At 69.3% G+C, this 6,008-nt stretch carries 5 protein-coding genes and 1 pseudogene; 5 read left to right on the forward strand and 1 reads right to left on the reverse strand.

Annotated features, from left to right (window positions below):
- Window positions 1-58: 58 nt before the first annotated feature.
- The 5 genes from CS1GBM4_RS20300 to CS1GBM4_RS20320 all read left to right on the forward strand — a co-directional run bounded on the left by CS1GBM4_RS20300 (window position 59) and on the right by CS1GBM4_RS20320 (window position 5,694).
- The gene (locus tag CS1GBM4_RS20300) at window positions 59-1,261 is read left to right on the forward strand and encodes an ABC transporter substrate-binding protein (protein ID WP_186420570.1); all 1,203 of its coding nucleotides are present in this window, start codon (window positions 59-61) and stop codon (window positions 1,259-1,261) included.
- 152 nt (window positions 1,262-1,413) lie between these two features.
- Window positions 1,414-2,331, forward strand: a complete 918-nt coding sequence (locus CS1GBM4_RS20305; protein WP_186420571.1) for a branched-chain amino acid ABC transporter permease — start codon at window positions 1,414-1,416, stop codon at window positions 2,329-2,331.
- The gene (locus CS1GBM4_RS20310) at window positions 2,331-4,124 is read left to right on the forward strand and encodes a branched-chain amino acid ABC transporter ATP-binding protein/permease (protein ID WP_186420572.1); all 1,794 of its coding nucleotides are present in this window, start codon (window positions 2,331-2,333) and stop codon (window positions 4,122-4,124) included. The genes CS1GBM4_RS20305 and CS1GBM4_RS20310 overlap by 1 nt, the downstream gene beginning before the upstream one ends.
- Window positions 4,121-4,831: an ATP-binding cassette domain-containing protein gene (locus CS1GBM4_RS20315; protein ID WP_210201611.1), complete on the forward strand. Its 711-nt coding sequence runs from the start codon at window positions 4,121-4,123 to the stop codon at window positions 4,829-4,831. Before CS1GBM4_RS20310 ends, CS1GBM4_RS20315 begins: the two co-directional genes overlap by 4 nt.
- A gap of 2 nt (window positions 4,832-4,833) precedes the next feature.
- Window positions 4,834-5,694: a hydroxymethylglutaryl-CoA lyase gene (locus CS1GBM4_RS20320; RefSeq protein ID WP_186420573.1), complete on the forward strand. Its 861-nt coding sequence runs from the start codon at window positions 4,834-4,836 to the stop codon at window positions 5,692-5,694.
- 120 nt (window positions 5,695-5,814) lie between these two features.
- On the opposite strand, the pseudogene CS1GBM4_RS20325 reads toward CS1GBM4_RS20320, so the two are convergent.
- A pseudogene (locus CS1GBM4_RS20325) lies at window positions 5,815-6,008 on the reverse strand (glutathione ABC transporter ATP-binding protein GsiA); the annotation flags it as partial.

Raw genomic sequence — 6,008 nt, forward strand, 5'->3', positions numbered from 1 at the left:
GCTTTTCAGAGACTCACCACAGAACCGCAGCAAGCGGACGAAAACCGGAGGAACGTTCATGGACAATCGCATCACCCGCCGCCTGTTCGGCGCGCTCATGGTCTCGACCGGCATGGCGCTGTCGCTGCCGGCCTTCGCGCAGAACGAGATCAAGATCGGCTACAATGCCGACCAGTCGGCCTCGGGCGCCGCCGAGCTCGGCCTTTCCGGCCTCTACGGCTTCCAGGCCGCGATCGAGGACCTCAACGCGCAGGGCGGCGTGCTCGGCCGCAAGGTCGTCGGCGTGGTCCGCGACGATGCCGGCGCGCCGCCGAAGTCGATCCAGAACATGAACGAGCTGATCGACAACGAGAAGGTCGCGGCGGTGGTCGGCCCGACCAACTCGGGCAATGCGCTGGCCTGGCTGCACATCCCGCAGCAGAAGAAGGTGCCGGTGATCTCGCATGTCGCGACCGCGACCGACATCACAGCCCGCTACGCCAAGGAGCCGCAGAACTACATCTTCCGCGTCTCGATGGTCGATCGCGAGCAGCTCGCCCTGCTCGCCGCCTATGCGGTCAAGGCCTCGAAGTCCAGGAACATCGCGATCATCGCCGACACCACCGGCTACGGCCAGGCGGCGACCAAGGACCTGCAGGAGATCCTGGCACTGCATGGCATCAAGCCGGTCGGCATCGAGAAGTTCGGGCCGAAGGACACCGACATGACCTCGCAGCTCGCCAAGCTGAAGGCGGCGGGCGCCGACATGGTCATCACCGGCTCGCTGGCCGACGCCACCGCGCAGGTGCTGAAGAGCATGGAGAAGATGGATTACTATCCCGGCCTGCTCTCGACCTGGGGGTCGATCAACACGCCGCTGATCAACATCGCCGGGCCGAAGCTCGCCGAGAAGACGATCTTCGCGGCGTCGACCACCGAGGACGCCAGCGACCGCGCCGCGGCGCTGCACAAGCGCCTCGTCGCCAAGCATCCGAACATGCCGGCCTTCGTCTCGGCCGCGCAGGGCTATGACGCGGTGATGCTGATCGCCGCGGCGATCAAGCAGGCCGGCGGCAGCGAGGGGCCGAAGCTGCAGCAGGCGCTCGAGAGCCTCGGCAAGGTGCAGGGCATCATCAAGGCCTATGACAAGCCGTTCAGCAAGGAGCAGCACGAGGCGCTCGGCGTCGCCGACTTCCATCTGGCGCAGTGGAAGGACGGACGCGTGGTCAAGCTCGACGACGCCGTGGTCAAGGGGCTGACGGCGGCCGACCTGAAGCGCTGAGCGTCCCCCTCGGACTCATCCCGTCATGGTCGGCCTTGTGCCGACCGTCCACGTCTTCGCTCGATCGAGAGCGGCGTTCAAGACTTGGGTGCTCGCCACAAGGGCGAGCATGACGAGGCTGGAGCGGCTTGGCTCGTCATAACGGAGAGACGATGACGGCATTCCTTCAGGCTCTGGCCAGCGGTCTGGCGCTGGGCGCGATCTACGGGCTGATCGCGCTCGGCTTCAACATCACCTACGCCACGACCAAGACCTTCAATTTCGGCCAGGGCGCCTTCCTGGTGCCGGGCAGCCTGGTCGGCGTCTCGCTGCTGCTGCTGGCAGCGGGCAAGCCGCATTTCGGCAATCTCACCCAGGCCGAGATGACCATGACGGCCTATATGCTGGCGACGATCGCCAGCGTCGTCGTGGTCGGAGCCATCGGCATCGCGCTCTACTATTGCGCGATCAAGCCCTTCGTCGGCGCCGGCGGCCTCAACTGGGTGCTGAGCACGATCGGCTTCGGCATCATCCTGCAGAACACCGCGCTCGCGATCTGGGGCCCGGCCTCGATCGCGGTGCCCTCGCCGCTCGGCTCCGAGGTCTGGCGCATCGCCGGCGCCGGCATCAGGCCGCAGGAGGTGCTGATCGCGACCGTCGCGGTCGCCGTCATGGCCCTGCTCGACATCGTGCTGCGCCGGACGCGCTTCGGCAAGGCGCTCAGGGCCGTCGCCTTCAACCCGCAGGCGGCGGCGATCGTCGGCATCAATGTCGAGACGATCGTGATCGCCGCCTTCGTGATCTCGTCGGGCCTCGCCGGGCTGGCCGGCATCCTGATCGCGCCGATCACCACGGCTTCGGTCTTCATCGGCCTCGGCGTCGCGCTGAAGGCCTTCTCGGCCGCGATCGTCGGCGGGCTGACCAGCCCGCGCGGCTGCATGCTCGGCGGCTTCCTGCTCGGCGTGGTCGAGGCGCTGGTCGGGCTCTGGCGCGCCGAGATGCGCGAGATCACCATCTTCCTGCTGATCATCATCGTGCTGGTCGTCCGCCCGAGCGGCCTGATGGGCGCGCGCAGCGTGGAGAAGATCTGATGCCGGCGCTCGCCCATGCGATCGGGGTGGCGGCGCTGGCGGCCGGCCTTGCACTCGTGCCCCTGTTCGGCCTCAACGATTTCTACCTGCAGATCCTGTTCACGATCGGGGTGAACTATCTCGCAGCGGCCGGCCTGAACGTCCTCGTCGGCTATGCCGGCCAGAAGTCGCTGGGCCATGCCGGCCTGTTCGCGGTCGGCGCCTATACGGCGGCGATCGCCAACATCGAATGGGGTCTCTCCCCCTGGCTCTCGCTGCTCCTGGCCTGCGGCTTCGGCGCGGTCTTCGGCCTCGTCATCGCCATGCCCTCGGTGCGCGTCTCCGGCCCGAGCCTCGCCATGGTGACGATCGGCTTCGGCATCGTCGTCGAGAAGATCGTCACGGAATGGACCGACATCTTCAAGGGCCAGGCCGGCTTCTACGGCATCAGCGCGCCCGCGCTCGCCGGGACCAGCTTCACCAACCTGCACTGGGTCTGGTTCGTCGGCGCGCTCTGCATCGCCGCCCATCTGATGCTGCGCTCGCTGCTCGCCGGCCGCTATGGCCGCGCCTTCCTGGCGGTGCAGATGGCCGAGCCGGCGGCGCAGTCGGTCGGCATCTCCGTGGTGCGGGCGAAGACGCTGGCCTTCGTGATCTCGGCGGTGAGCTGCGCGCTCGCCGGTGCCGTGGTCGCGCAGCAGAACCAGTATTTCAACTCCGACTTCATCACCTTCAACCTGTCGATCTTCCTGCTGGTGGTGGTGATCTTCGGCGGCTCGGGCTCGCTCTACGGGCCGCTCTTCGGCGCGGTGATCCTGACGCTGCTCGACGCCTGGCTGGCGCGCTGGCCGGCCCTGCAGCACTTCACCTATGGCGCGCTGCTGCTGTTCTCGCTCTATCTGATGCCGAACGGCATCGCCGGCGCGGTCTCCGCACTGGCCGCCCGCTGGCGGCGGCGCAAGATCGTGCCGCCTGCCGTCGCCGGCCGCAGCGCCCTGGCGGCGGCAGCCGCCATGCCTGCCACCAGCGACATCCTCGTCGTCGAGAGTCTCTATAAGGCGTATGGCGGCATCGTTCCGGTGCGCAACGTCTCCTTCGCGATCGGAGCCGGCAAGGTCCACGCGCTGATCGGCCCGAACGGCGCCGGCAAGACCACCCTGCTCAACCTGCTCTCCGGCCATGTCGCGCCGGGCAGCGGCTCGATCCGCTTCGAGGGGCAGGAGATTGCCGGCTGGCCGGCCCATCGCGTCGCCGCGCTCGGCATCGCTCGCACCTTCCAGAACCTCAAGCTGTTCGGCGAGCTCTCGGCGCTCGACAACGTCCTGCTCGGCGCGCACCGGCATATCGGCTCCGGCTTCGCCGCCTCGCTGCTCGGCCTGCCAGCGAGCCGGCGGGCCGAGGCCGAAGCGCGCGCCGATGCGCTGGCGCTGCTCGCCGATCTCGGTCTCGGCGAACGCGCCCATGAGCCGGCGAAGAGCCTGCCCTACGGGCTGCAGCGGCGGCTCGAGATCGCCCGGGCGCTGGCATCGAGGCCGAGGCTGCTGCTGCTCGACGAGCCGGCGGCCGGCCTCAATCCGCAGGAGACGCACGAGCTCGGCGAGGTCATCCGCCGCATCCGCGAGGCCGGCGTCACCGTGCTGCTGATCGAGCACCACATGGACCTGGTCATGGGCATCTCCCAGCACGTGCTGGTGCTCGATTACGGCGCGCTGATCGCCGAGGGGCGGCCGGAGGCGATCCGCCGGGATCCCAAGGTCATCGCCGCCTATCTCGGCGCCGACGACGAGGCCGCCGCGACCGGAGACGCCGCATGACCATGCTCGCGATCGAAGGGCTCAAGGTCCGCTATGGCGCGGTCGAGGCGCTGAAGGGCATTTCGCTCGAGGTCGGCCGGGGCGAGGTCGTCACGCTGATCGGCGGCAACGGCGCCGGAAAGTCGACGCTGATGCGGGCGATCGGCGGGCTGGTGAAAGTCGCCGGCGGCACCGTCCGCTTCGAGGGGCGCGACATCACCGGGATCAGGGGCCATGATTGCGTCCGGCTCGGCATCGGCCACTCGCCGGAGGGCCGCCTGGTCTTCGGCGACCAGAGCGTGCGCGACAATCTCGTGCTCGGCGCCTATGCGCGGACGGACGAGGATGGCATAGCCGGCGATATCGCGCGCTGTTTCGGCGTCTTCCCGCGCCTCGCCGAGCGGCAGGGCCAGCTCGCCGGCACGCTCTCGGGCGGCGAGCAGCAGATGCTGGCGATCGCCCGCGCCCTGATGGCGCGGCCGAAGCTGCTCCTGCTCGACGAACCCTCGCTCGGCCTGGCGCCATTGATCGTGCGCGAGGTCTTCGCCGTGATCCGCCGGTTGCGCGAAGAAGGCATGACGATCCTGCTGGTCGAGCAGATGGCCAATCAGGCGCTCGCCATCGCCGACCGCGCCTATGTCATCGAGACCGGCACGATCACGCTCGCCGGGACCGGCGCCGAACTCCTGCGCGACGAGCGCGTGCGCTCGGCCTATCTCGGCGCCTGACGATGGCGCAGGCGAGCGTCACCATCGTCGAGGTCGGCCCGCGCGACGGCCTGCAGAACGAGAAGGCCGAGATCGCGACGCAGGACAAGCTCGCGCTGATCGGCAAGCTCGCCGATGCCGGCCTCGCGCGCATCGAGGCGACCGCCTTCGTCTCGCCGCGCTGGGTGCCGCAAATGGCCGACCACGCAGCGGTGATGCGTGGCGCCGGCCGCCGGCCGGGCGTGGCATTCTCAGCGCTCGTCCCGAACGAAAAGGGCGCGGAGGCCGCGCTCGCCGCCGGTGCGCAGGCGTTGGCGGTGTTCACCGCGGCATCCGAGAGCTTCAGCCGGAGGAACACCAACTGCTCGATCGCCGAGAGCATCGAACGCTTCAGGCCGGTGATGGCGCTGGCGGAGCGCGCCGGCGTGCCGGTCCGCGGCTATGTCTCCTGCGCGCTCGACTGCCCCTATGAGGGGCCGATCGCTCCCGAGGCGGTCGCGACGGTCGCGGCCGAGCTGCTGGCGCTCGGCTGCAGCGAGATCGCCTTGTCCGACACGCTCGGTCGCGGCACGCCGGAGCGGACGGCGGCCATGGTCGAGGCCGCCTTGCGCCGGGCGCCGGCGGCGATGCTGGCCGGACATTTCCACGACACGTCGGGACGGGCCATCGCCAATGTCGCGGCGGCGTGGGAGCTCGGACTGCGGGTCTTCGACGGCTCGGTCGGCGGATTGGGCGGCTGCCCCTATGCGCCCGGCGCCGCCGGCAATCTCGCGACCGAGCGGCTCGTCGCGCATTTCGAGGCCAGCGGCATCGCGACGGGAGTCGATCTCACGCAGCTGGACGAGGCCGCGACATGGATCGCCACGCGGATCGGCAGGTCATGACGGGCCAAGGGCCCGAAACGGCCGGATCGTCATTGCGAGCGCAAGCGAAGCGATCCGGGGGCGGCAGTGCTCCCCGGCTCCCGGATCGCTACGTCGCTGCGCTCGCAATGACGGATCGGCTCACGCGACGAGTGCGATGTGTGGTTTTGCGTCCCATTCCTCGCCCCAGATCATGACGGCGTGTCCTGGGGAGACCTCGCGGTACTGGCGCACGGGCGGGACGTAGTCGGCCGGGCGGATCGGGCTCTTGATCTCGTCGTTCGAGACCGGGCGCTTCTGCAGGCGCCGTGCCGGATCGGCGATCGGCACCGCCG

The organism is Allobosea sp. CS1GBMeth4 (genome assembly GCF_900185715.1).
Lineage (GTDB): Bacteria > Pseudomonadota > Alphaproteobacteria > Rhizobiales > Beijerinckiaceae > Allobosea.